Annotated in this window: 21 protein-coding genes; 15 read left to right on the forward strand and 6 right to left on the reverse strand. The window is 64.4% G+C overall.

Features of this window, described 5'->3' with window-relative positions; genetic code table 11:
* Positions 1 to 306 precede the first annotated feature (306 nt).
* The 9 genes from ASE43_RS07780 (at position 307) to ASE43_RS21790 (ending at position 11,696) form a co-directional block, all read left to right on the forward strand.
* Positions 307 to 1,056: a hypothetical protein gene (locus tag ASE43_RS07780; protein ID WP_157499753.1), complete on the forward strand. Its 750-nt coding sequence runs from the start codon at positions 307 to 309 to the stop codon at positions 1,054 to 1,056.
* A 251-nt stretch (positions 1,057 to 1,307) separates the two neighbouring features.
* Positions 1,308 to 1,928, forward strand: a complete 621-nt coding sequence (locus ASE43_RS07785; RefSeq protein WP_057160074.1) for a thymidine kinase — start codon at positions 1,308 to 1,310, stop codon at positions 1,926 to 1,928.
* A 321-nt stretch (positions 1,929 to 2,249) separates the two neighbouring features.
* Positions 2,250 to 7,295, forward strand: a complete 5,046-nt coding sequence (locus ASE43_RS22540) for an RHS repeat-associated core domain-containing protein (protein WP_235568674.1) — start codon at positions 2,250 to 2,252, stop codon at positions 7,293 to 7,295.
* Between the two features lie 504 nt (positions 7,296 to 7,799).
* A complete protein-coding gene (locus tag ASE43_RS07795) occupies positions 7,800 to 8,207 on the forward strand; it encodes a hypothetical protein (protein ID WP_057160076.1) in 408 nt (135 codons plus the stop codon).
* Positions 8,208 to 8,365: 158 nt separating this feature from the next.
* Positions 8,366 to 8,887: a hypothetical protein gene (locus ASE43_RS21775; RefSeq protein WP_157499755.1), complete on the forward strand. Its 522-nt coding sequence runs from the start codon at positions 8,366 to 8,368 to the stop codon at positions 8,885 to 8,887.
* A 445-nt stretch (positions 8,888 to 9,332) separates the two neighbouring features.
* Positions 9,333 to 9,752, forward strand: coding sequence for a hypothetical protein (locus ASE43_RS21780; RefSeq protein ID WP_157499757.1), 420 nt, complete (start codon positions 9,333 to 9,335; stop codon positions 9,750 to 9,752).
* 195 nt (positions 9,753 to 9,947) lie between these two features.
* Positions 9,948 to 10,382, forward strand: coding sequence for a hypothetical protein (locus ASE43_RS21785; protein ID WP_157489509.1), 435 nt, complete (start codon positions 9,948 to 9,950; stop codon positions 10,380 to 10,382).
* Between the two features lie 295 nt (positions 10,383 to 10,677).
* A complete protein-coding gene (locus ASE43_RS22330; protein WP_200956246.1) occupies positions 10,678 to 11,025 on the forward strand; it encodes an OmpA family protein in 348 nt (115 codons plus the stop codon).
* Positions 11,026 to 11,357: 332 nt separating this feature from the next.
* Complete coding sequence (locus tag ASE43_RS21790) at positions 11,358 to 11,696, forward strand: hypothetical protein (RefSeq protein WP_157489508.1); 339 nt, start codon at positions 11,358 to 11,360, stop codon at positions 11,694 to 11,696.
* A 178-nt stretch (positions 11,697 to 11,874) separates the two neighbouring features.
* On the opposite strand, the gene ASE43_RS07800 is transcribed toward ASE43_RS21790, so the two are convergent.
* From ASE43_RS07800 to mutM, 3 genes are all read right to left on the reverse strand, one after another.
* On the reverse strand, positions 11,875 to 14,697 hold the full coding sequence (locus tag ASE43_RS07800; RefSeq protein WP_057160077.1) for a serine/threonine-protein kinase: 2,823 nt from the start codon (positions 14,695 to 14,697) through the stop codon (positions 11,875 to 11,877).
* A gap of 12 nt (positions 14,698 to 14,709) precedes the next feature.
* The gene (locus ASE43_RS07805; protein ID WP_056177672.1) at positions 14,710 to 15,273 is read right to left on the reverse strand and encodes an ECF-type sigma factor; all 564 of its coding nucleotides are present in this window, start codon (positions 15,271 to 15,273) and stop codon (positions 14,710 to 14,712) included.
* A gap of 95 nt (positions 15,274 to 15,368) precedes the next feature.
* Complete coding sequence (gene mutM / locus ASE43_RS07810) at positions 15,369 to 16,181, reverse strand: bifunctional DNA-formamidopyrimidine glycosylase/DNA-(apurinic or apyrimidinic site) lyase (protein ID WP_056177674.1); 813 nt, start codon at positions 16,179 to 16,181, stop codon at positions 15,369 to 15,371.
* Between the two features lie 60 nt (positions 16,182 to 16,241).
* Here mutM and ASE43_RS07815 point away from each other — a divergent pair, with 60 nt between their 5' ends.
* The 5 genes from ASE43_RS07815 (at position 16,242) to ASE43_RS07830 (ending at position 20,143) form a co-directional block, all read left to right on the forward strand.
* A complete protein-coding gene (locus ASE43_RS07815) occupies positions 16,242 to 17,135 on the forward strand; it encodes a CHAD domain-containing protein (protein ID WP_162258770.1) in 894 nt (297 codons plus the stop codon).
* Between the two features lie 306 nt (positions 17,136 to 17,441).
* Positions 17,442 to 18,647, forward strand: coding sequence for a fatty acid desaturase (locus ASE43_RS07820; RefSeq protein WP_056177678.1), 1,206 nt, complete (start codon positions 17,442 to 17,444; stop codon positions 18,645 to 18,647).
* 208 nt (positions 18,648 to 18,855) lie between these two features.
* Positions 18,856 to 19,449 carry a redoxin family protein gene (locus ASE43_RS22130; protein WP_057160079.1) on the forward strand — a complete coding sequence of 198 codons (594 nt, stop codon included), beginning with the start codon at positions 18,856 to 18,858 and terminating at the stop codon, positions 19,447 to 19,449.
* Positions 19,446 to 19,619 carry a hypothetical protein gene (locus tag ASE43_RS21800; RefSeq protein ID WP_157489505.1) on the forward strand — a complete coding sequence of 58 codons (174 nt, stop codon included), beginning with the start codon at positions 19,446 to 19,448 and terminating at the stop codon, positions 19,617 to 19,619. Before ASE43_RS22130 ends, ASE43_RS21800 begins: the two co-directional genes overlap by 4 nt.
* A gap of 173 nt (positions 19,620 to 19,792) precedes the next feature.
* Positions 19,793 to 20,143, forward strand: coding sequence for an EF-hand domain-containing protein (locus ASE43_RS07830; protein ID WP_056177682.1), 351 nt, complete (start codon positions 19,793 to 19,795; stop codon positions 20,141 to 20,143).
* 18 nt (positions 20,144 to 20,161) lie between these two features.
* On the opposite strand, the gene ASE43_RS07835 is transcribed toward ASE43_RS07830, so the two are convergent.
* A complete protein-coding gene (locus ASE43_RS07835) occupies positions 20,162 to 20,674 on the reverse strand; it encodes a hypothetical protein (RefSeq protein WP_057160080.1) in 513 nt (170 codons plus the stop codon).
* 79 nt (positions 20,675 to 20,753) lie between these two features.
* Positions 20,754 to 21,377, reverse strand: coding sequence for a CGNR zinc finger domain-containing protein (locus tag ASE43_RS07840; protein WP_057160081.1), 624 nt, complete (start codon positions 21,375 to 21,377; stop codon positions 20,754 to 20,756).
* Positions 21,378 to 21,456: 79 nt separating this feature from the next.
* Between ASE43_RS07840 and ASE43_RS07845 the strand changes: the two genes are divergently transcribed.
* Positions 21,457 to 22,557 carry an arginase family protein gene (locus ASE43_RS07845; protein ID WP_200956247.1) on the forward strand — a complete coding sequence of 367 codons (1,101 nt, stop codon included), beginning with the start codon at positions 21,457 to 21,459 and terminating at the stop codon, positions 22,555 to 22,557.
* Here ASE43_RS07845 and ASE43_RS07850 read toward each other — a convergent pair.
* On the reverse strand, positions 22,554 to 22,952 hold the full coding sequence (locus ASE43_RS07850) for a cupin domain-containing protein (RefSeq protein ID WP_057160082.1): 399 nt from the start codon (positions 22,950 to 22,952) through the stop codon (positions 22,554 to 22,556). The two genes, ASE43_RS07845 and ASE43_RS07850, sit on opposite strands and share 4 nt — an antisense overlap.

Raw genomic sequence — 22,952 nt, forward strand, 5'->3', positions numbered from 1 at the left:
ACTACCGCAATCAGCCCGTGACTATCAATGACGCACCGGTCCACGGCGCCTTCGCGGTCGGCGCCGGCCGCCCATGCCGCAGCGGCCACGCTGGGCTCTACGGCAAACAACGCGACCTACAGCGGCTTAACACCCACTGGAAGGAACAGGACCGCCAGCTCGCCCAGGGCGCGGTCGAGGCCGGCGCACCGCGAAAGGTACGCAATCCGTCGGAACGTCAGCCCGGCGGTGGCGATACACTGCGGCGAGATCGCCGTCCGTCTTGTCATCGCTGCGTCGCGAGCCCCTATCCACAAGGAGCCGTAGATGAAAGTCCGCCCCTTGTTGTTGTTCTGCCTTCTGCCCCTGGTCGCCGCGGCCGCGCCGGTCGCGCAGGAGCGCGAGCGCGCCACCAATCTCGATATCTACCAAGCCGCGATCCTGCAATCGGCGGGGCATCCGAACGAACTGCATCGCTGGCACGGCATCTGGGCTTACGACAACGGCCGCTACGACGAAGCGATCAAGCAGTTCCGGCACGCCGCGCGTTACGCCGACAAGTACTCGCAGCACTTTCTGAGCATGATGTATTGGTTCGGCGAAGGCGCGCCGTCCGACCGCGTGCTGGCCTACGTCTGGGCCGACCTGGCGGCCGAGCGCGGCGACAATCCCGCACTGCTGGCGATGCGCGAGAAGATCTGGGAATCGCTGACGCCGGAGCAGCAGGTGGCTGTCGCCGTGCAGGGCGAGAGCTACTACGCCCGCTATGGCGATACGACCGCGCTGCCGCGGATCAACTCGCACATCCGCCACTTCGCCCGCAATCAAACCGGCAGCCGCGTCGGCGCCCAGACCGCGCGCCTGGAGGTGAGCCTGGGCCGGCCCGACATCTGGGCCGGCGGAGGCGGCAGTGCGGCCTCGACCCAGGCCATGCGCGGGGTCAGCCCCGGCGAGTTCTACGGCCCGCACCGCACCCGCACCGACGCCTACTGGAAGGACCAGGGCCTGCTACTGCGCACCCTGACCGGCCAGGTCGAGGTCGGCGAGGCCAAGAAGGTCGAGACGCCAGCGGATTGAGGGCTCGTTAAGAGCCAGCCCCCTTGACCCCGGCTTTTCCAGAGGGGGGAAGGCACGGCCACGATCGACCCCTGCGTCACCTCTCCCTTGCCCTCGGTTCCCCCCTTTGAAAAAGGGGGTTAGGGGGATTTGCTCTGCGCTCACCGAACTACCCCCAGCAGCAGGAAAGATCCCTACGCCCCTCCCACAAGCACGCCACCGCCCCACCGCGCAATCTCGGAACTTGCGCCGCGGATGCCTACACTAGGCGCATGGCCAAGCTCTATTTCTACTACTCGGCGATGAACGCCGGTAAGACCACCACCCTGCTGCAGTCCGCGCACAACTACCGCGAACGCGGCATGCGCGTGGCGATCCTGACCCCGCGCCTGGACCACCGCGCCGGCAGCGGCACCGTGGCCTCGCGTATCGGCTTGAAGGCCGACGGCATCGGCTTCGGCCACGACCAGGACCTGGAGGCGCTGATCCGCGCCGACATCGCCGCCCACGGCGCGCTGCATTGCGTGCTGGTCGACGAAGCCCAGTTCATGACCCGCTCGCAGGTCTGGCAGCTCAGCGAAGTGGTCGACCAACTGCGCATCCCGGTGCTGTGCTACGGCCTGCGCACCGATTTCCGCGGCGAACTGTTCGAAGGCAGCCAGTACCTGCTGGCCTGGGCCGACGAGCTGACCGAGATCAAGACCATCTGCCACAGCGGCAAGAAGGCCACCATGACCGTGCGCGTGGACGAACGCGGCCGCGCGGTGCTGGACGGTCCCCAGGTCGAAATCGGCGGCAACGACCGCTACGTCTCGGTCTCGCGCGCGGAGTACAAGCGGGTGATGCGCGGCGAGGGGACGATCGAGCCGTTGCAGGCGTCGTTGCCGTTGTAGGGCTGTGCGTCAGCCGTATGAAAGGTCGGCGGCACATCTGTAAGGCATATTTTCCACGCGAGTTGCGCAACTTCGTCACTCGAAACGCGCGCTCGTCCGATCGTGTCGTCGCAATGTTTGCGAGCGCTCTGTTCTAGCCTTCAGACTATCGTTAGGGGAGCCGGTCGCGCCGGCTTGAGTTCAAGCGCAAGAGTCCACGCCGGCCTGCTCGGCGAGAGTATCCACGATATGCAATCCCGTTCTGACCGGATAGGCGCGGTCGCTGCCGCCGCCGTTTCGTTTCACTCTGTCGCGCCGTCTATTGCCATTGGAAATCGCGCCATGTCGTTCCTGCTGCGCGGTATCCTAGCGCTATTCTTGTGCGCCGCCGGTTCTATGGTCATGGCACAGGAAGCTGCGCCATGGCAGGAGTACGACCAGGCGATCAAGGCTTCGCAGGAGGTGTCCGCACTGAGCTCCGGCATGTTCGGGGAGAACATCAGCGGCTACGACGGCTCCACGTACTTCCGCACGGTCGACATCGACCTCCCCGGGAACAATTCGCTGCCGGTTCGGTTGGGGCGACGCCATGTCGTTGAAGATCGGTTTGGCCGTAATTACCTCGGGGGCTTCGGCAACTGGGAAGTCGAGGTTCCCTACATCGAGGGCACATTCGCCAGCGCTTGGGGTTGGACCGTTGCAAACCCTACGTCGCCTCAGCGGTTCTCGCGGTGCTCGATCCCCTCCGAGCCGTACATCAACCATACGAACTTCACGTCCGATGAGGTGTGGAGTGGCTATCACCTGTATCTCCCGGGCAGAGGGGAGCAGAACCTGCTCAAGTGGGTGCCAAGCACTTACAAAGCCCCTGCTGATGGGGTCGTTTATCCATGGACCACCCGTGACCTGGGGCGCCTGAGTTGCCTGTCTGCGCTACAGAACGGCTACGCGGGAGAGGGCTTCATGCTTCTGACGCCGGATGGCGTGAAGTATCGATTCGATTGGGCGGTGGAACGCTCAATGCGCAGTCTTCGCAAGGCTAACGGGTTCGAGTATGTCCTGCCGCGTAAGCGTGTCTATCTACTCGCGACTCGTATCGAAGACAGGTTCGGAAACTGGGTTAACTACGCCTACTCCGGAGACAAGCTTACGGGCATCACCAGCAGTGACGGTCGCGCGATTTCCCTCGCCTATCAAGGGGACAAGATCGTAACGGCCACCGCTGCCGGGAAGTCCTGGGCTTATACCTATGTCGGCGTTGGCCTGTATCAGGTCACGCAGCCCGACGGCTCGCGCTGGAGCTATGGCAGCTCGGGCGAGTTGCGCGCCAATTACGACGATCCGGACATGCTGGAAGTCAACGACTTCAAGCCCACCTGCGATTCGTCGACGATGGGCAACGGTCACTATGAGTACGTGGTCACGCACCCCAGTGGTGCCCAAGGCAAGTTCGTTTTCGACTTGAACCGGCACTATCGGGTCCATGTGCCGTTCCGCTGCACATTGGACATTGTTCGCAACTCCACAGGCACCTCCAGCACTCATGTGCAGGAAATGACCCTGACGGATCCTGATATCTATAATCAGGCTATCAAAGACGGCCACTCCGACAGCTACGCAACGGCCATCTCCTCCTACAAGACCTTCGTGCGGGTTGCCAGCGCGCCGACCACCTTGGGCAGCGGTGAAACGGGGCATGACAGGCTGTTGGTGCCCAACTATTTCGAGAACTTCTCCCTGACTAACTCGACCGTGTCTGGCCCAGGTGTTTCTGCGCTGGTCACGCAGTACGAGTACGGAAGGGTCTGGCCGCTCGGCTTCTGCGGGCGAACACCGGAAACGCCTCAGTGCATCGGAAACCGATGCGTTCCCGCGTCGCCGGATTGCCCGGGACTGACATCGAAGTGGAATACAACGACGTTGCCGGACGGCAGAAAGTTGCGCCAACGCTTCGGCGTTGCCTATGAGAAGAACGAAGGTTACTTAATCGAGACCAGGGAACTGGACGCGGCCGGCGTGACGCTGCGTACGACCTTGAACGACTATGTTCCCGACGATGAGCTGGCAACGCAGGCCTTCTCGTCGAAAATCGGTTTGAGCCTGACCCAGGAAAGAATGGGGGCGCGGATTCAGCCTGTTACCCGCACCACCATCAGCCAGGATGGCGTGAGCTACAGCAACGCAGTCAACGCATTCGATGAGTTCGCTCGCCCGAAGACGGTGACGCGTTCGAGCAACATCGGCCAAGGCTATGCGCGCACCGACGCCACTACATTCCACGACAACCTGTCAAAGTGGGTGCTGGGCCAGATCGCCTCGGTATCCAGCGGCAGCACGATTCCTACCTCGGCCACGTATGACCCCGTCACCGCCTTGCCCACGGATTTCTATACGTTCGGTATCCGCAAGCAGACCCTGACCTACAACCCCGACGGTACCGTCGCCACGGTCAAGGACGCCAACAGCAACATCACTACCCTGTCGAACTGGAAGCGCGGCATTCCGCAGACCATCCAGCACCCGGCCACGCCCGAATCGCCCTCGGGCAGTACGCAGACCGCCCAGGTCAACGACAGCGGTTGGATCGACTGGGTGGCCGACGAGAACGGCTACAAGACCAGCTATGGCTACGACGCCATGGGCCGCGTGTCCTCGATCGCCTATCCCGTCGGCGACAGCGTCAACTGGAACACGCTCACCCGTGCGTTCGTGCAGGTGAATCAAGCCGAGATGGGCATCCCCGCCGGCCATTGGCGCCAGTCCACCGTCCAGGGCAACTACGAGAAGCAGACCTTCTACGACGCCCTATGGCGCCCGGTCGTGCAGTACGAGCGCGACGTCACCAATAACGACCAGACCTATCGCATCACCCTGAGCGCTTACGATCACGAAGGCCGGCAGACCTTCGCCTCGTATCCGCGCAATCCGTACGCGGACGGCAATTGGGCGATCGATACCGGCACCTGGACGCAGTACGACGCGCTCGGCCGCGTGACCAAGCTCGAGCAGGACTCCGAGCTGGGCAAGCTCACCACCACCACCGCCTATTCGACGGGCGGCGACATCGTGGTCACCGACCCGCGCGGCCAGCAGACACGCACCCGTTACGCGGCCTGGGACCAGCCGACCACCGACTATCCGATCGAGATCATCCAGCCGGCCGGGGTCACCACCGTCATCGATCGCGACCCGGCCTATTTCCTGCGGCCCAAGTCGGTGCTGCGCTCGGGCACCTACGCCAGCCAGCCCGTGCAGGCGCTGCGCAAGTACTACTACGACGGCGCCAATCGCCTGTGTCGCACCGACGAACCCGAGACCGGTTCGACGGTCATGGGCTACGACAACAACGACAACATGAACTGGTCGGCCGCAGGCCTGTCGGGTTTGAACACCGTCGACTGCGACCACGTGGCGGCCTATAACGCCGGCCGCACCGTCACCCGCAGCTACGACGCGCGCAACCGCCTCGCCCAGCTCAGTTTCCCCGACGGCCTGGGCAATCAGACCTGGACTTACACCCCGGACGGCCTGCCGGCCACCATCACCACCTACAACGGCTACAACAGCACCTGGCCGTGGGTGAACGCCTACCACTACAACAAGCGGCGCCTGCTCGACGGCCAGGGCGACAGCATCAGCCAGCCCGGCTGGTACGCCTGGTCCCTGGGCTACGGCTACGACCCCAATGGCCACTTGTCGGTGCAGACCTATCCGACGGGTCTGACGGTGACCTATGCGCCCAACGGACTGGGCCAGCCGACGCAGGTGGCCACCACGCCCACCAGCACCACCCAGGGCACCTACGCCTCCGGCGTCAGCTACTACCCCAACGGCGCGATCAAGCAGTTCACCTACGGCAACGGCGTGGTTCACACCATGTCGCAGAACGCCCGTCAGCTGCCGGATACGGTCAGCGACATAGGTGTAGCCGGTTACACCTACACCTACGACAAGAATGGGAACACAACGCAGATCGTCGACAACGGCCAGGGTGCCAACTTCAACCGCTACCTAAGTTACGACGGCCTGGATCGCCTGACGTCGGCCGGCTCGGCAATGTTCGGCGGCAGCACGCACTACATCAACTACGCCTACGACCCGATCGACAACCTGCGCAGCGTCAGCCATCCGGGCGTGCGCGAGCACACCTACTGGTACGACGCCAAGAACCGCCTGACCAATGTTCAGAACGCCGGCGGCGCCACCGTCACCGGCCTGGGCTACGACGTCCAGGGTAATCTCAACAACAAGAATGGGCAGGGCTACGAGTTCAGCTACGGCAACCGCCTGCGTGCAGTGACGGGTAAAGAGAGCTACGCCTACGACGGCCTGGGCCGTCGCGTGCAGACCATGCAGGCCGACGGCACGGTGCGCCTGTTCCAGTACAGCCAGGCCGGGCAGTACCTGTTCGGCTACACGCAAACCACCGCCGGCGCGCAGACCACCCACGAGAACGTCTATCTGGCCGGCAGCCTGATCGCGACCATCGACCACAACTGGCCGAGCAACACGGTCATCGCGACCAAGTACCACCACACCGACGCGCTAGGCAGCCCGGTGGCGACGACCAACACCAGCGGTGCGTTGATCGAACGCACGAACTACGAGCCTTACGGCAGCCCGATCAACAAGACGGTCAACGGCATCGGTTACACCGGCCACGTGATGGATGGGGCGACCGGGCTGACGTATATGCAGCAGCGGTATTACGATCCGACGTTGGGGCGATTCCTCAGCGTTGATCCGGTTGCTGCTGATACGAAGAACGGCTGGAGCTTCAACCGCTACAACTACGCCGCAAATAATCCATATAAGTTCACCGATCCAGATGGTCGCGAGGCGGCCATCAAAGAAGGCCGCATCTGGATACGTCCTGTTGATAATTCCGTGCCTAGCGTAAATCTCCCGAATAATGTTGGGGCCGTGGGCTTTGGAAACTCTATGATCAGTCATAATTACAACATCGTCACGCCGACAACACTAACCGACAGCAAGGCCGTCGGAAATGCAATAGCGAATAATCCGACGCCAGGCGCCGACGGTAGGGCTTCGCCGATGGGTACCGTCAACAATGTAGGCCATCTTCCTTTTATGGCTTTTGATGGCAGCACAAACTTGGTCAGGTCGTACTTAATACCATCCCCCGATCATTCGCGCTTTACCGACATTACAGTGAACTATACGATAGACGGGCAGCACAGCATGGAGGAAGGGTTTGTAATGAAATTCGGTGCGATCGACGCTGGTGGTAAAATCACGCTCAGGAGCTATGGCGAAGGCGATGCGCTTCCACAGATGGATGCTTTAAAATGGGTCTGGGACAAGCCGCTTACTGATATTTGGCAGAAGAATCATCAAGAAATCATTCGTGATGCCAGGGCAAAGTGATGAATAAAATAATATTATTTTTTTTCTTTACGGTTTCCGCCGTATCTCTAATAATACATTTCTTCCTGTTTGAGCTTCGCTATGCTTGGTACTTAGACACCCAAGATTTCTTGTTCATTAGAGTTGGCTATGGGGCATGCTTTGTCGCCATTATCCTTGCGTGGTGTCTCTATCCTTCGAGAATTTTAGTGTCAGCTCTTAGTGTTGCTGCGTTCTTGTTCCCCCCTCTTCTTGGGGGCTCGGCTTTTGCTTCTATAACGCCTGGCATGATCCCTTTCATTTTACTGAGCACATCGTTGCTAGCGGGGGCAACCGAACTGCGACGAAGAGTTTTCAAAGTAAGCGAAAAGCGTAACTTATCCGACGGAAACTCCCAGTAACGACCAGCCAGTTCGCCTACGCCCCGATCGATGAGAAACAAGGACATCAACTAGTTGAGGGGCAACCGCTACCTCCACTACGCCTACGACCCGATCGACAACCTGCGCAGTCAGCCATCCGGGCGTGCGCGAGCACACCTATTGGTACGACGCCAAGAACCGCCTGACCAATGTTCAGAACGCCGGCGGCGCCACCGTCACCGGCCTGGGCTACGACGTCCAGGGCAATCTCAACAACAAGAACGGGCAGGGCTACGAGTTCAGTTACGGCAACCGCCTGCGTGCCGTGACCGGTAAGGAGAGCTACGCCTACGACGGCCTGGGCCGTCGCGTGCAGACCATGCAGGCCGACGGCACGGTGCGCCTGTTCCAGTACAGCCAGCCCGGGCAGTACCTGTTCGGCTACACGCAAACCACCGCTGGCGCACAGACCACCCACGAGAACGTCTACCTGGGCGGCAGTCTGATCGCGACCATCGACCACAACCAGCGGAACACCGGCGCCCGAGCACGGCGGTCAAGGAGATTATGAGAAAGATCTATAGACGCTTACAGGCGGGGTTCGTCCCTGGGCACCCGGTGACAAAGCCCCTCCAGGAAGTATGGTCGGTGAGAACGGAGTTTTTGGCAGGCCAGTAAATAGCTCTGGTGGTAAGAGTATCGATATTCCCGCTAATGGAGATAAGCCACATGAAACCCTTCACTACGATTGAAACGCTCCGGAACGGGAAGTTCAAATTTTTAGCCCAGATCGAAGGCGTGACTCGTGAACGAATTGCTCAGGAGCTTGCCGGAGAGTCTGTTGTTTCCTATCGCGTACCAAACGGACAGTCTCTCGAAAGCGTTTGGTTCTTGCAGTTATTCTTAAGGTCTGGCTTGGTTGTCGAGATAACGGCATCGAGTACACAAGTAGAGAACTGGCAAGAATTTGGAACAATAAATATAAATATTTGTGAGGGCGCCAAGCAGTCTAAACTGGAAGGAGTAATGGTCGGTGTTGAGTCATTCGAAATTGAGGGAGTTAATTTACTCTTGCATGAGGATGAAAAATACTTGATTGAGTCGGGGATCGTTCTAAGGAGCTCTCAAGCGAAAGAGATTATGGTCGCGGCCGGCGAGTACCCTGGATCTCTCACTGTACAGGCGCCATTCTCAGGCGGAGGGTTTGAGCCGCAGTTTCCGGACGCATACCATATGGGAGCACTGCTTTAAGGTGCAGATTGAGCTTGGCACTGTCCGTCAATCTGGAACATCTCAGGGAATGCTTTGGGCAGGTCCCTGACTTCATGTGAGCTGTACGGGAAGCAAGGGGGTAGGGTCGACTTTCAAAAAAGCCTACTCTGTCCCTTGTTTCGGTAGATCTTGTTCACGTCACCTCCGCAGCGAGTCTGCGGGGGCAATCGCTAGGCGACTTTCGCGAAGAAACTGGACATTCCTATTCTTCACTAATGAGCGAAGATTTCACGGCGCACGCGATTGGCGGAGCTTCTCGTGACTTTTCGAATAAGGGGGCGGCCGTCGGGCAAATGCTGAATCGCCTAGGGCCTCTCACAGAAAAAGAAGCCACGGAGGCACTGAAGCCATGATTAAGTCAATTCTCTTCGCGGCATGCCTTGCTACTTCTACTGTTGGTTGTGTTCGAGAGCCAGAAGTAAGCGTGGCCACCAATTTGAAGAAAAATCTTGCGTATTCAAACGGCGATGTCACTTTCGATATCGACAAGGAGGTTGTGGAAGCCCGCAAATCCTCCGGATCTGAAATTATTGCGTTCGTAACGGCGCACGATAAGACGGGCACGCTTAAGTGCACTCCGATCGAGGAGGCCCAAGCGAGGACGTCGGTATGGCTGGATCCACTAAAGAATCCGTGGTTCAAATTGCATGATCGGGCCAAGATTTCATATGCCCGTGCTGGGGGTGAATTGATTGTTGCAATCGATGATCTCAAGATTTCGCGCTGCGAAATTGGAGTGCGCTTGGATACTTGGCTTCATGTGCACTTTGATGCTTTGCCAAAACCCTGGCATTGGTCCGGTGACGGCATGTTTGGCTTAGATGTTTCTCTTCCGAATGAATAACGGCCGTGCGGCGGTCGCGAACAGGGCTCAGAGTGCAGTTCTGACTGACGGCCGCGCCTTGGTCTCGGGCCAGGCGGGAAGAGGAGCTGACCGCGCTCAGGCTCTAGCCAAACGCCAGCGCTAACTCGGATCAGACAGTTTTCAATCGCAAGCCGCGCGCATTCCGTGGCATGCTTTTCCATAAGATAACAGTCAATGAGCTCTAATATTGTTACTAGCTCCGACTTATATGAGCATATTGATGCTGTGCTCAGTACGGGCTATTTCGACGAAAACACTAGCCTTGTGCCTCAAGCTGCTATTGCATTTTGCAGGCTATTGTGGGACTCGCTGGACGCCACGCAAAGAGATGGTGTGGCGGCTGCGCAAAATTTTTTGAACGGGAAAGAGGAGTCCTATGCAATTCAACTCAATGTGTTCTCAAGACGGATAGATCAGGATCCTTCGTTAAGTGAAGGTGGACGACCGGTGGCGCTGAACCGATTGGTCTGGACTGCACTAAACGCGAATACAGGACTGTCTGATCTTGCTGGTGAATTTTTGGTTGAGCTAGGACTCGCGGCCGGTTTGAGTCCTGAGCAAATAGCGACGGTATTCGCTGATCTCGTTCCCGGCTTCGAACAGGAATAAGAGTCAGACCGGAGTGGGCAGAAACATGGACATCCACTTGCATCTGATCGTGCGAAACAGGGCTAGAGTCGACTTTCTAGAAGCCCACTCTAACCCGTGCTCCAGACGCTGCCTGCCAAGGATCAACCGAAGGGAGCTGCAGATGATTAGTAGGAATGAGCATCAACGTGGTCTGCCCTTGTATCTTCTTGGCCTGCTACTGCTGAGCAGCACTAGTTGTGCGCTATCTACCGATAGGCCGGTATTGGCTTCCGCTGAGCTGAGCGGAGTGAAGTTTAGGAGTGGCCATCCTAATGTGGGAGAGAGCTTCGAACATGCAGCGATGGAGCCCGCAGCCGATCAAGTAAAACGCCTGCAAACAGACGTAAATGCGTTCAAGGAAGCTCCAATGCTTCACGCTGAAGTGTTGGGCTTTACTGATAACGCAGAGTGTTTAGGGGCTGAATGCGACGAGCTATCGCTGCGCCGTGCTCAAGTCGTGTACGAATGGCTAGTAGCTCATGGGGTGCCGAGAACGAATTTGAAAGCGCCTAAGGGGCATGGTTCTGCAATGCCAATCGGTAGCAATGAGACAGAGGAGGGCAGAAGCCTGAACAGAAGGGTCGAGGTCAACATCATTCCTTCAAGCTACCCGGATTATTAACGCGAAAGCTGGCTGCCGAGTCAGAAGCTGCCACGGCTAAACCTACGACCCGATCAACAAACTGCGCAGCGTCAGCCATCCGTGCGTGCGCGATCACAACTACTGGTACGACGCCAAGAGCCAGCTGGCCAATGTCCAGAATGTCGGCAGTGCCATCCAAAGCTACCTCAACAATAAGAACGAGCTGGGCTAAGAGTTCAGTTATGTGCCGGGAACCTTCCATGTCCATGTCCGTCCATGGGGTCAGCTTCATACGGATAGGCAAATGCATTGAGCCAAGCCGGCATGGTGGATAGGCGCGGAAGCGTTCTGGGTGGAGCGGGATAGAGATGATGAATAAATACGATGAGGTCGCATCGATTTCTAGGCGCGAAGTTGCTGAGGCGCTAGCTTCCCAAGATGCTAGTCGAGTTTGCCGAGCGCTGGTGTCTATCTCTTTCTACGATGAGGATTGGCGCTGGGTCCAAGAAACTTGCTTAAGTTATCTTGCGGACAGTGATCCTCAGATTAGTGGCGTCGCAGCTACTTGCTTGGGGCATGTTGCGCGTATTCGCAATGTGCTCGACAAAGAGAAAGTATTGGCGGCCTTAAGTGCCCGTGCATCGGAGCCGGAAATCGCGGCAAGGATTGCAGACGCCATCGACGACATCGAGATGTTTGTTCGGACTTAGCGATTGGAGTGCGGAATAGGGGTCAGAGTGCAGTTCTGACTGGCGGCCGCGCCTTAGTCTCGGGACCAGCCGGGAAGAGGAGCAGACCGTGCTCAGGCTCTAGCCAAACGCCAGCGCGAACTCGGATCAGACAGTTTTCAATCGCAAGCCGCTCGCATTCCGTGGCATGGCGCGCCGACTAGCCCGCGCAATTCGCCCGAATCCCATCGATCTCCCGCCCGATCGTGCTCCCATCCGGCCGTTGCGTAGCCAAAGTGCGATGCAGCACGTCGAGGCGTTCGCGCGCCTGCGCGCGAGCCGGGCCGATGCAGCGCACGCGTGAAGCGTAGGCCTGGGCCAGCCAGCCGATCTTGCGTAGTTCGGCGTCCGAGTTCGGCAGCGCCGATAGCGCATCCAGTTGCGCGAGCGCGTTGGCGTCGCCGGCCAAGGCCTGGACGTAGGCCAGGCTGAGTTCGGCGCGGCGGGTATGCGAATGCGCGCTGCCATAGCCGCTGCGGGTCTGGCGCACGGCTTCGCCTAGCAGGGCCATGCCGCGGTCGCGTTCGCCCAGCGACAGTCGCACTTCGCCTTCAAGGCGGTCGGTGTCGCCGAGCAGAGGGTGGTCGACGCCGTAGCGTGCGTCGCGCAGGCGGCGCGATTCCAGCAGCAGGGCCAGTGCTTCGCGATCGCGGCCCTGTTCGTGCAGCACCATCGCCAGGTTGAACAAGGTGCCGGCCAGGCGGCCGGTGTCGCCGTGTTTGCGCGCGATCTCGATCGCGCGGCGCAGGGCGTGCACCGCTTCGGGCAATCGGCCGCGTTCCCAGGCGATAACCCCCAGGCTGTTGTAGGTGGCGCTGAGGTCGGTGTGATCGGCGCCCAGGCGCGAGGTCAGCAGGTCGCGGATCTCGCGGAATTCGTCTTCGGCCAGGGCGAAGCGGCCCTGGTCGACGTGGATCGCGGCCAGCTGGCGGCGCGCGGCCAAGGTGGTCGGGTGCTGGCTGCCGTTGACCTCCAGCGCGATCGCCAGCGCGTTGGCGGCTTCGCGTTCTGAGGCATCGGTCATGCCCAGGTCGCGTTGGCGCGCGGCGATGTTCCAACCGATCTCGACCAGCAGCGGATGTTTTTCGCCGCCGCTATGACGCAGTTGGGTGCGCGCGCGCTCGAAAGCTTCCAGTGCGGCGCGGGTCTCGCCGACATCGGCCTGCAGGCCGGCCAGGTCCATCAGGTTTTCGACTTCGCCGACGTCGTTGTGCAGCACTTCGCGACGCAGCGCGAGGGAGCGTTCGAACAGCTGGCGCGCGCCCTGACGCTCGCCGTTGATGCGGCGGCAGCGGCCGAGTTGGGAATAGAACTCGCTGGCCTGCGTCGGCAGTTGCGCCTGTTCGCGGCGCGCGTTGTCCAGCCAGGGTTGCATCAGTTCGATGCAGGTGCGCGATTCGCCGAGCAGGCGCAGTACCTGGCCGCGCTGGGTCAGCGATTCCAGGCGCAGGCTGGCGGGGATGTCGTCGGTGAGATCGATGATGTTGGCCTGACGATCCAGCAGGGTCTTGGCTTCGTTGTAGTCGCCCAAGCCCGTGCGCAGGCGCGCGACCACGCCCAGCAGTTCGGCGCGCGCGCGCGGCTGGCGCGCGAGTTCGCGGTTGCCGCGTGCGACCGAGGCGTCGAGCAGGCCGCGCAGGTCCAGGGCCTCGCCTTCGGGCGTGCCGCGCGCGTTCTCGAACAGGCCGACCATGAAATCCTGCATCGCTTGCGCGCGGCTGGCTTCGCGCACCGCCTGGCGGGCCTGCCAGGCCACGATCGCCAGCGCCGCGCCCAGCACCACGGTCACCAGGGTCGCGGTGGCCAGCGCCCAGCGATGGCGCTGCACGTACTTGTGGAAGCGATAGCCCAGGCTTTGCGCGCGCGCCTGTACCGGGCGCCCGGCTTCGAAGCGCTGCAGATCCAGCGCCAGCGCTTCGACCGAGGGATAGCGTTGCTCGGGCCGCTTCGACAGGGTCTTGAGCACGATGTTGTCGAGATCGCCGGCGAGCTGGCGCGCGTGCCGGCGCAGCGCCGCGCTGTCCGGCGGCGGGCCTTCCTCGCCGGTGCTCTCGGCGTTGCGCAACACGGTCTGCGAGGGGCGCAGCGGATCGGCGGCCAGGATCGCCTCTTCCCACTCGGCGTCGGTCTGGCGCTTGAGCCGGTAGGGTTTGGTCTCGGTCAGCAGTTCGTACAGCACCACGCCCAGCGAGTAGACGTCGGTCATGGTGGTGACCGGCTCGCCGCGCACCTGTTCCGGCGCGGCGTAGTGCAGGGTGAAGGCGCGCACGCCGGTGCGGGTCTGCTCCGGTATCGGCACGTCGGTGTCGAGCAGTTTGGCGATGCCGAAATCGAGCAGGCGCACGTCGCCGCCCGGCGTGACCATGATGTTGGACGGCTTGAGGTCGCGGTGCACGATCAGGTTGGCGTGGGCGTGGCTGACCGCGTCGCAGATCTGCTGGAACATGTGCAGCCGCTTGTCCAAGGGCGTGGACTGGTTGCGGCAGTAGTCGGTGATCGGCTCGCCTTCGACGTATTCCAGCGCCAGGTACGGCAGGCCGTCGGTGCTGATGCCGGCGTCGAGCAGGCGCGCGATGTGCGGATGCGCGAGGCGCGCCAGGATCTGGCGTTCGCGGGTGAAGCGGATACGCAGGTTGGTGTCGGCCAAGCCGGGGCGCAGCAACTTCAGCGCGACGCGGCGTTGATAGAGGCCGTCGGCGCGCGAGGCCAGCCAGACCTGGCCCATGCCGCCTTCGCCGAGCAGGCTTTCCAAACGGTAGGGGCCGACGGTGCTGCCGGCGCGCGCACCGGCTGGCGGTGCGACCAAGGGCTCGGCCAGGAAGTCTTCGTGACCTTCCTCCAGCGCGATCAGGGTCTGCAGTTCGTCGGCGAGCGCCGGGTCTTCATCGCGCAGTTCGCTCAGGCGCGCCGCGCGCGCCTGCGGTTCAAGCTCGAACAGGGCGTCGAGCAGGGGGGACAGCCGTTGCCATCGCTCGGCGTCCACGGGCGGCGATGCTCAGCTGTCTTTGAGCGACGCCAGCAGGAACAGGCGGGCTTTCTGCCAGTCGCGGCGGATGCTGCGTTCGGAGCGCTGCAGCAGCGCGGCGATCTCCAGTTCCGACAGCCCGGCGAAGTAGCGCAGCTCCACCACGTGGGCCAGGCGCTGATCGACCGCGGCCAGCTTGGTCAGCGCGGTGTCCAGGCCCAGCGTTTCCTCGTCCAGGCGCAGGCCGCCTTCGACGTCGTCGGGCAGTTCGGTGACCCGGTGCAGGTCGCCGCCGCGCTTTTGCGCCAGGCGCTGGCGGGCGTAGTCCACGACCACGCTGCGCATGGCCGAGGCGGCGTAGGCGAAGAAATGGGCGCGGTCGTCGAACTGGGCCTCGCGGCGTCCGACCAGCTTGAGGTAGGCCTCGTGCACCAGGGCGGTCGCGTCCAGGGTCTGCCCGTGCTGGCCGGCGAGTTGGCGCCGCGCCATGGTGTGCAGTTCCTGGTACAGGGTCGCCAGGACGCGGTCGAGCGCCCCCCGGTCGCCCTCGCGTGCGGCATCCAGCAATAGGGTGATGTCAGCGCTTTCGGCCATCGTGTTCCCCGGGGCAAGGCGCGACTATAACGTGTTCATCTTAGGCCGGCGCATTCGCCGGTTGGCATCAAAATTGCCTAGAAGGCTGTACCCAGTCAACGCTGGCAGTGCCCGCACCAGACCGTCGTGCGCTGGCCCACCGAGGCCTGTTTCAGGGCCCGGCCGCAGCGCGGGCAGGGCTCGCCGCCGCGGCCGTAGGCGGCCAGCTCCTGTTCGAAGTAGCCCGGCGCGCCGTCGGGGCTGATGAAGTCGCGCAGGGTGGTGCCGCCGCGCTGGATCGCGTAGCCCAGGATGGTCTTGATGGCGCCGGCCAGTTCGCCGTAGCGCTCGCGCGAGACCTTGCCGGCCGCGCGCAGCGGGGATACTCCGGCCGCGAACAGGGCCTCGGCGACATAAATGTTGCCGACCCCGACCACCACGCTCTGGTCCATGAGGAAGGTCTTCACCGGTGCCTTGCGGCCGCGGCTGAGCTCGAACAGATAGTCGCCGTGGAAGTCGTCCGACAGCGGTTCCGGGCCGAGCGCGCGCAACAATTCATGGGTCTCGCCCGGGCGCTGCCAGAGCAGGCAGCCGAACCGGCGCGGGTCGTTGAAGCGCAGCACGCGGTCGGAATCCAGCAGCAGGTCGACGTGGTCGTGCGCGCGCACCGGCGTGTCCGACGGCAGCACGCGCAGGCTGCCGGACATGCCCAGGTGCAGCAGGGCGCTGCCGATCGCGGTGTCCAGCAGCAGGTACTTGGCGCGCCGGCGCACCGCGGCGATGCGCTGGCCGGGCAGGTCGGTTTCGATCTCGTGCGGGATCGGCCAGCGCAGGTCGGGCCGGCGCAGGATCGCGGCGACCACTTCGCGGCCTTCCAGGTGCGGCGCCAGGCCGCGGCGGGTGGTTTCGACTTCGGGCAGTTCGGGCATGGCGCAAGCGTACTATCGTCGCGGCGGACCGCCAGCGTCGCGGTCGTCACCGGAGCTCGCGTGCCCGATCCCGCCACAGACAGCGCCGCCGTCGCGAACGCGCTGCGGGACTACGCGCTGCGCGAGCTCGACGCCGCCGCGGCCCAGCTCGCGCGTCGCGGCGGGCAGCTGCACGAAGGCGTGCATCAGGCGCGCAAGAGCCTGCGCCGCGCGCGTGCGGTCCTGGCCCTGGGCGACGCCGCCTTGGGGCCGGGCAGGCCTCTGATCGATCGCGAACTGCGCCGTCTCAATCGCGGCCTGTCGTCGCTGCGCGACGCCCATGCCCTGGTCGAAACCCTGGACAGGCTGCTCGCGCGCAGCCCGGACCCGGACGCCCTGCGGCTGCTGCGCCGCGCCCGGCGGGCGGCCGCGAGCGCGCGTGCCGAACACGCGCGACAGGCCCTGGCCGCCGACCCCGAGCTCGGTGGCCGCCGGGCGCTGCTGGCGGTGCTGCGCGCGGGCGCCGCCGCCTTGGATTGGCCGCGGCTGCAGGCCGAGCCGCTGCAGCAGGCGGTCGCCGCCAGCCGCGCGCGCATGGATCGTGCCGGCGTGCGCGCCCGCGAGCGGGGCGATGACGAGGCTTGGCATCGCTGGCGCCGGCACGCCCGCCGCCTGTCGCAGCAGCGGCGCGCGCTGAAAACCGCCGGGCTGACGGTGCGCGCCCCCGATCTGGACCGGCGCATCGCCGAGCGCCTGGGCGTGGCCCAGGACCTGGCTTTGTTGCTGGGCCACTGCGGCCGCGACTCGCCGTTCGCGCCGGACGATCGCAAGGCGCTGCGCCGCTACGGCCGCGACCAGCAGGCGCGCGCGCGGCGGCGGATCGAGGCGGCGCTGGCGGCGTCGGCCGGCTCCGAGAGCGACGCCGACCCGCCGCCGCAGTCGCCGGCCGGCGAATCGGAAGGGCGCGGCAGCTAATTAAAAATGGCGGCATGTTCACGCACTAATGGCCGGAGATGGCGGGCATTCGCCATCCAGCCACCCGCGGCCAAGGGCGGTGGCGCTGCCGCGAGCCCCTACGCCGACTGAAACCGGTGCCTCGAGCAGCCCGCTTCCGTCTTGCGCCCAGACCCGGCGACCCCCATCACAGAACCAGCCCGTACCGGCGCGAACGGTACGGTAGGGGTGGCATCATCCCGCGCGGGAGCGTGCTTCGCGGCGCCTCCTCCTCCGGCCCGCACGCGGGCCGGTCGTCGATTTCAGATCCGCCCCGGAGTTCCACCCATGCTCGCTTCCTTGCTCGATTTCCTCGCCGGCGGCCTGATCCAGGCCAGCTTCTGGGAACTCGTCGTCTATTTCCTGGTGGTCACCCAGCTCACCATCATGTCGGTGACGCTGTACCTGCACCGCTCGATGGCGCACCGCTCGGTCGACTTCCATCCGGCGTTGGCGCACCTGTTCCGCTTCTGGACCTGGCTGACCACCTCGATGATCACCAAGGAGTGGGCCGCGATCCATCGCAAGCACCACGCCAAGTGCGAGACCGAGGAAGACCCGCACAGCCCGCAGTTCAAGGGCATCGACACGGTGATGTGGCGCGGCGTCGAGCTCTACCGCGCCGCGCGCGGCGAGCGCGAGGACATCGAGAAGTACGGCAAGGGCTGCCCCGACGACTGGATCGAACGCAAGCTCTACACCCCGCACGCAACCAAGGGCCCCACCCTATTGCTGCTGATCAGCTTCGCCCTGTTCGGCTTCGCCGGCGTGGCGATCTGGGCGCTGCAGATGCTGTGGATTCCGTTCTGGGCCGCCGGCGTGGTCAACGGCCTCGGCCATTGGTGGGGCTATCGCAACTTCGAAACCGCCGATACCGCGACCAACCTGACCCCGTGGGGTTTCTGGATCGGCGGCGAAGAGCTGCACAACAACCACCACGCTTTCCCAAGCTCGGCCAAGTTCGCCCTGCGCAAGTGGGAGTTCGACATCGGCTGGTTCGCGATCCGCGGCTTGGAAAAGCTGCGCCTGGCCAAGGTGCTGCGGGTGGCGCCGTCGCTGGATGTGCGCCCGAACATCGCCATGCCGGACGCCGAAACCCTCAAAGCCCTGCTCGCGATCCGCTTCCAGGCCATGACCGATTACTACCGCAGCGTCACCCTGCCGGCGCTGCGCGAAGAAGCCGGCAACGCCGGCGACCGCATGCGCGCGCTGCCGCGCAAGCTGCGCAAGGGCCTGGCCGACGGCGGCCGCTGGCTCGACGGCGACGCGCGCGAGCGTCTGCAGAACTGGGTCGCCGAGCGTCCGCGCATGGCCACCCTGGCCGATTTCCGCCAGCGCCTGGCGCAGGTGCTGGACGATCGTTCGCACGATGCCCAGGCCACGCTGCAGAAACTGCACGCTTGGTGCGCCGAGGCCGAGGCCAGCGGCATCCAGGCCCTGGAGGCGTTCTCCGCACGCCTCAAGGGTTACGCACTGGCGCCCGCGCGCGCCTGATCCTGCCGCGCCGCAGCACGCCCTGAAGCCCGCGCAGCGATGCGCGGGCTTTTGTTTGCGCGCCGCGCGCCGCCGCATCTTCACACCGAAGTCTCACTGTGACGCGTTCGGTTGCGGCGCTCGCGTCGGCGGTGTTAGCTTCGATGCAGGACGCGATCGGCGCGGCATGCGCGCGATACGCAGGCGTAAGCCACAGGGAGGTGCGTGTATGCGCAGGGAGAGCTATGCCTATGTCGCCTTGGCGCTGGCCTGCGCATTGGTCGTGGTGCTGGGCGTGCAGAATCGCCAGCTGCGCCGCGACTACGCCGCACTGATCGACGAAGGCGTCCGGCCGCAGGTCGGCACCTGGCTGCCCAGCGCCGACGCCACCACCCTCTCCGGTCCTTCCGTCGTGCTCGGTCGTGCCGTCGGCGAGCGCCAGGTGCTGTATTTCTTCGATCCCAGCTGCCCGGTTTGCGAGGCCTCGGTGCCCGCGATTCTCGACCTTGCGCGCGGCTTGCAGCGGCTAGATCCCAAGCAGGTACAGATGCTGGGCGTTGCGCGCCCGGACGCGCCCGGCCTGGGCGCTTATCTGCGCGCGCGCGGCTTCGGCTTTCCGGTCGCCTTGTCGACGCCGAAGATCCGCGCCTTGTTCAAAGTCAATCTGGTGCCGCTGCTGGTCGTGGTCGACCGCGACGGCCGCGTCGTCTATTCGCATGTCGGGAAACTCGATACCAAGGAGCAGGTGCCCACCATCCTGACCGCGTTGCGCGCCACGGAACGGCATGTCGCGGTTGGATCATCGCAATGGAGAGAACGATGAAGAACCTGAACAAGCGTCTGCAGGCGGTCGTGTTCGCGATCGCGATCGTCGGCACGCTGGGCTTCGGTGCCGCACAGGCGTTCGGCACCGATCCCGACACCGGCTGCCCGACCAAGCCGGGCTGCAAGTACGGCGGCTACCGTACCGGCGGCTGCTGCGTGTTGCCGTAAGCGATTCGATCAGCTCCCCCCGGGCGATTCCCTGTTATCGCCCACGTGCGGCCGGCCCCCGGGCCGGACGGGGCGTCGCCGGCTGAATCGTGCCCCACGCCGCGCGTTACCGGACTTGTCTGCGCCGCGCCCGCAGGTCAGGCTGCGCAGCATCCCGATCCGGTTTCCCGCGCATGCGTCGTCCGCTGCTTCCAGCCCTCGCGCCCTGTCTGCTCGCGCTGCTGCCCGCCCTCGCTGCGGCCCAGGTGCGTTCCACCGGCGACTACCTCTCGCGCATGGACACCGACGGCGACGGCAAGGTGTCGCTGCTCGAGTACCAGGACTGGCTGAGTTACGGCTTCGACGCGATGGACAAGGACCGCAACGGCGTGCTCGATCCCAACGAGTTCCCGCCTGGTCGTCGCGGCGGTACCGCGCTTACCCGCGAGCAGCACCGCGCCCAGCTCGCCGAAACCTTCCGCAAGCAGGACCGCAACCGCGACGGCACGCTGGACGCGCGCGAGCTGGCGTCGCCGCCGCAATAGATCCGCTGCCCGCGCGGCTCAATCGCAGCCGTCGCGTTCGCCGTCGAAGTAGGTCTCGACCACGCGCCCGTCGCCGTCGACGCGTTGGATCGACAGGCGCTCGTCGCGGGCTTTGACCACGATCCACTCCTTCGCGCCATCCTGCGCATACGCGGCGACGTGGCCCGGGCCGCTCAGCAGCGCGGCGCCCACCTGCGGCACGCGCGCATAGTGGCTGAGCAGGCGCGCGTCCAGCGCCTGGTAGTTCGGCACCGGCCGACGCAGCCCCAGCGTGCTGCCGTCGCGCGCGAACATCAGATCCAGACGCGACACGGGCGGATCGCCGTAAGCGCTCATCGCGTGGCCGCTAAGCGCGCCTTCGATCTCGCGATCGGGCAGCAGGCGCAGGAAACCGTCGACCGAGCCGCCCGGTGTCGCGCGCGTGGCCCAACAGCCGCGCACGAAGTCGATGTCGTCGGCGGCCAGGGCCGCGGCCGGGCAGACGCCGATCAGGATCGCGATGGACAGCAGAGCGGTGCGGATCGGGGCCATGGCGTACTCCGGAATCTGCGCACCCTAGCATCGGCATCGTCGCGCGGCGCTGACGCGCATGCGCCTCGTCTTGCGCCATTCACCGCGCGGTAGCACCGCGCTGTTGATGCCGGCGCGCCTTGGCCACGTTGCCGCAGGTGGCCATGTCGCACCAGCGCCGGCGCCCGTTCTTGGACGTGTCGATGAAGACCCAGCCGCAGTCGTGGCCGTCGCAGATGCGCAGGCGGTCGAGCTGGGCATCCTTGAGCAGATCGATCGCATGCGCGACCACCGTGTGCGCGATCAGATCCGGGCCCGAGCGCTCGACCGACCACTCCGCCTGCAGACGGCCCTGACGCGCGACCAGGCGGGCCGCCGCCGACGCGGCCAGGCGCGCCTTGTCCAGCACCGCCAGATTCTCGGCGGGAGGCGCGGCATCTTGCGAGAGCGCGTACAGGATCGCGCACAGGGCTTCGCGCAAGGTCTTGCAGCGGCCCAGCGCGGCCGCCGCCTTGGCCGGATCGGCCTGGCTCAGGTCTTCCAGTTGGGCCAGGTCGGTGCGCGCGTAGTGGCCGGATTGACGCGCCCAGCGCAGCAGCGCGTCGTAGTCGTCCAGCCAGTCGCGCGGCTGCGTGTCGCGCGCGGTGACCGTATTGACCAGGTCGAGCGCGAGGTGGCCGGCGACCAGGTCGGCGGGCTTGAACGCGTGGTGTTCGATGCGCATGCGTAACCTGCTAAGCGATATTGACAGGTTATGCTTGCGCGCATATAACCGTCAAAACATATTTCAAGGGTTATGCGTCATGGGCCGGAATCTGCGCCTCGCGCGCCGCTGCCTCGAAACCGGTCTGCTCGCCGCCAGCATGGGCGTGGCCACCGGCGCCTGCGCGCCCACCGCCTCCGCCGACGCTGCCTCGAACCCCACCGCCAAGGCCGCGCCCATGACCCGCATCGTCGTCATCGACGCGCCCAGCAATCTCGGCCTGCGGCCGCCCGCACCGGGCGTCGAACCGGGTGCGCGCAAACTCGCCGCGGCCCTGCGCGACACCGGCCTGGTCGCGCGCCTGGGCGCGCGCGAGGGTGGCCGCGTCGACGCGCCCGCGTACTCGCCCGATCCCGACCACGCGGTCGGCTTCCGCAACGGCACCGCGTTGGCTGCGTACTCGCGCACGCTGGCCGACCGCCTGGAACCCTTGCTGGGCCGCGACGAGTTCGTGCTGGTGCTGGGCGGCGACTGCAGCGTGCTGTTGGGCTCCAGCCTGGCGCTCAAGCGCCGCGGTCGCTACGGCCTGGCCTTCGTCGATGCGCACGACGACTATTCCTACGCGCGCGACCGCAAGCGCTACCGGGGCATCTACACCGCCGCCGGCCTGGACCTGGGCCTGGCGACCGGGCACGGGCCGGCGGCGCTGACCGATATCGACGGCCGCTCGCCCTATCTGCGCGAGTCCGACGTGGTCCAGCTGGGCCTATCGCGCACGCCGGCGGACAGCGAGTTCGCGGCGACCGAGTCCTACGACGCATCCGGCATCCACACGCTCGGCGTCGACACCATCCGCCGCGACGCGCACGCGGCCGGCGCCGAGGCGCGCGCCCGCCTGGAGGCGGCCGACACCCAGGGCTACTGGATCCACGTCGACGCCGACGTGCTGGATGCGCGGGTGATGCCGGCAGTGGATTCGCCCAACGAGCGCGGCCTGAGTTTCGGACAACTGCGCGCCTTGCTGACGCCATTGCTGGCCAGCCCGAAAGCGGTGGGACTGGAGCTGACCATCTACGACCCCGACCTCGATCCCGACGGCCGCTACGGCGCGCGCCTGGCGCGCACCATCGAGGCCGCGTTCGCGGACAGCGGGCGTTTCGCGATCAAGGCCGACCGCGCGCCGCGCGGCGCGCGACGCTAGGCGTCATCGAAGCTGCAGGGCAGCGGCGCTTCGTCGATGTCCTCGTAGGCCTCGGGCCGGAAGCGCGGCGAACAGACCGCCAGGAACACCAGATCGCCGTGGCCCAGGTTGGCGATGCGTTGGCGGCAGTCGGGCGGAATCAGCACCACGTCGCCCGGTCCGACCTCCTGCGGCGGCAGGTCGCCGATCTCGGCGCGCCCGTGGCCCTCGGCGATCACATAGCGCTCGGTGGTGCCGCGCAGGCGATGCCAGCGCGTGGTCACGCCCGGCGCGACCCTAGCGCGCGCAATCGACACCTCGGCATCGTCGGCGCTGTTGGACAGCTCGACGATGTGGCATTGCTCGGAGATGTAGAACTCGGTGGACGGGTCGTAAGGGCGGATCGCCGGTTTCAT

This window comes from Lysobacter sp. Root983, assembly GCF_001429345.1.
Taxonomy (GTDB): Bacteria; Pseudomonadota; Gammaproteobacteria; order Xanthomonadales; family Xanthomonadaceae; genus Lysobacter.